Annotated in this window: 3 protein-coding genes; all 3 read right to left on the reverse strand. The window is 61.4% G+C overall.

Annotation, left to right across the window (positions count from 1 at the left end; all coding sequences use genetic code 11):
* Nucleotides 1–12: 12 nt before the first annotated feature.
* Nucleotides 13–516: a class IV adenylate cyclase gene (locus AC08OQ_RS14375; protein ID WP_462203502.1), complete on the reverse strand. Its 504-nt coding sequence runs from the start codon at nucleotides 514–516 to the stop codon at nucleotides 13–15.
* A gap of 5 nt (nucleotides 517–521) precedes the next feature.
* Nucleotides 522–1748, reverse strand: coding sequence for a cytochrome P450 (locus AC08OQ_RS14380; RefSeq protein ID WP_476612114.1), 1227 nt, complete (start codon nucleotides 1746–1748; stop codon nucleotides 522–524).
* The coding region (locus AC08OQ_RS14385; protein ID WP_462203500.1) for a hypothetical protein at nucleotides 1745–2098 on the reverse strand (354 nt) is incomplete at its 5' end. The genes AC08OQ_RS14385 and AC08OQ_RS14380, both read right to left, overlap by 4 nt.

Below are 2098 nucleotides of genomic sequence, written 5' to 3' on the forward strand. Positions count from 1 at the left end.
TCATTTCGACTCCTAATGCGACAGACCCAGTAGCAGATCGGCGTAGGACATGGGGATGTCGGGTTCGGCCTCCAAAGCGAGTGATCGTCGGTGTCGCCGATGAATAATATCGGCCTGCATGCCAGGTATAACGGCTGTTTCGAGCTCAACGAACGCGCCTAGTCCGACAACCTCGTCAAGATGAACGATAGTCGAGTCGAGTCTCCATTCCTCCCGGGTCTTGACCACGTCGACCAGCACTCCCAGCAAAGCCCCGAAGACGTTCCTGCACGAATCGGGATCGGTGACGTCGGTTGTGATGTATATGCACCGCCGGTCGGGCCCCTGATGTCGATGGTATGCGACCAGTTGTGCGGCGTCTACGGACACCCGAAGTTTGAGCCAACCGACCGGTACCTGGAAGTAGGTATCGCGTTGATGCACGAATGTATCGAGAGACCCACCCGCGTCGGTCAGCCGCTTCCGAACCTCAGTCAAGCCGGCACATCGGATCTTCGTTTCGAACAGCTCTGGCATGGCCACTAATCCGGTCTGGTGCGTGCGATCTCCAGGCGTACTGGACCGCGTACGAAAAAAGACTGTCCATAGTCGATGGTGGTGACGACGTAGTCAGAAACGAACGACAGCAACTGCTCCAGAGCCAGGCGTGCCTCGACGCGTGCGAGCGGAGCGCCGAGACACAAATGGATTCCATGACCGAATCCGAGGTGCCGATTGGGTGAGCGAGTAATATCGAACCGCTCTGGATGGGGGAAGCGGATGGGATCGCGGCCTGCCGCAGCGGTCAAGACCCAGACGGTTTCGCCGGGCAACAGGGAGACCGCACCGATCGCGGTATCCTCGGTCACCGTTCTGGGGTCGAACTGCGCCGGTCCACTGAACCGGATAACCTCCTCCACGGCAGCTCCGGTGAGTGAGCGGTCGGCAAGCAGAGCACGGCGCTGGTCGTGATGCGCGGCGATCAGAACGATCGCGTTGGCGATCAGCTTGGCCGTGGTCTCGGTACTCGCCATAAGGAGTAGTACACAGGCGGCTACGACCTCCGGTCTGGTCAGGGTTCCCGTGCGATGGGCTGCCAGCAGGTGCGCTAGCAGGCTGTCCTCGGCCGGCGCCTCACTGGCCAGTCTGCTGCGGGTATAGTCTGCCAACGCCATCCCCGCGCTCACCGCATTTCGGTAGAGTGCCGCGGCCGTTGGCTCGGTGTCCGCCAACACCGCGGCAACGCTGCCGACGGCCATCTCCTGTGTCCATCGAATGACCTGGCTGCTGTCCGACTCCGGGACGCCCAGCATCCTGCAGGTGACCAGGGCGACGAGTGGGAACGCCACGCCAGTGAGCACGTCAATGGGTTCCCCGTCGCGTAGTGGCTCCCGCAGAGCGGCGAACACATCCTCGACAGTGGCGCGGACGAGCGGCTCCCAGCGCGCCACGGCGCGTACTGTGAAGCAGTGGCGCAGCACGGAACGTAGCCGGTCGTGGTCAGGTGGATCGCTGCCCAGCATGGTGGCTGCACCGTCGTACCACGGTCCGAATTTCTCATCGGCGAGTACCCGCGAGGAGTAACGGGAGGGATCCCCGAGAATCGCCACTGCGTCATCGTATCCAGTCACCATCCACACGTCGGCCAATCCGTTATAAACACACCTGCCGAGCAACCGGATTCGTTCATAGATCGGAAACGGGTCGGCGACCACCTCCGGCGACATGAAGTTGATGTTCAGTACGGGTGTTCGGGGGGTCGTAGTCACGCCGGAACCTTTCCGAGCAGAATCATGTACTCCAGGTCGATACGAATGCCGTCAGATGTCATCGATGACCTTGTGGTGAGCCGTTCGACCTCGGCGGTGAGCTTGTCCACCTGTGCCGGATCTAGACCACTGCAGGCCGCGATATGGGACGCGGAGTTGGTGAACAAGAACTCTGTGGCAGCCCCAGCGGACGCGAAGTTCCACGGGACGGTCGCGGTGAATGTCATCACGTCGGTGAAGTGTTGTTCGAGCCGGGTGATGGCCACTGCTTCGTTGGCCCAGTCGTTGCGCTCCGGAACACCGTCCGGCAGCGGTCGATAAGCCTTGATGATCTCCTCGACCTGGCCAAA

The sequence above is a fragment of the Frankia sp. CcCS3 genome (assembly GCF_977927575.1).

What these genes read in the sequence shown, in the direction of transcription:
- AC08OQ_RS14375 (WP_462203502.1), bottom strand. Translation starts at nt 516, where the DNA reads ATGCCAGAGCTGTTCGAAACGAAGATCCGATGTGCCGGCTTGACTGAG.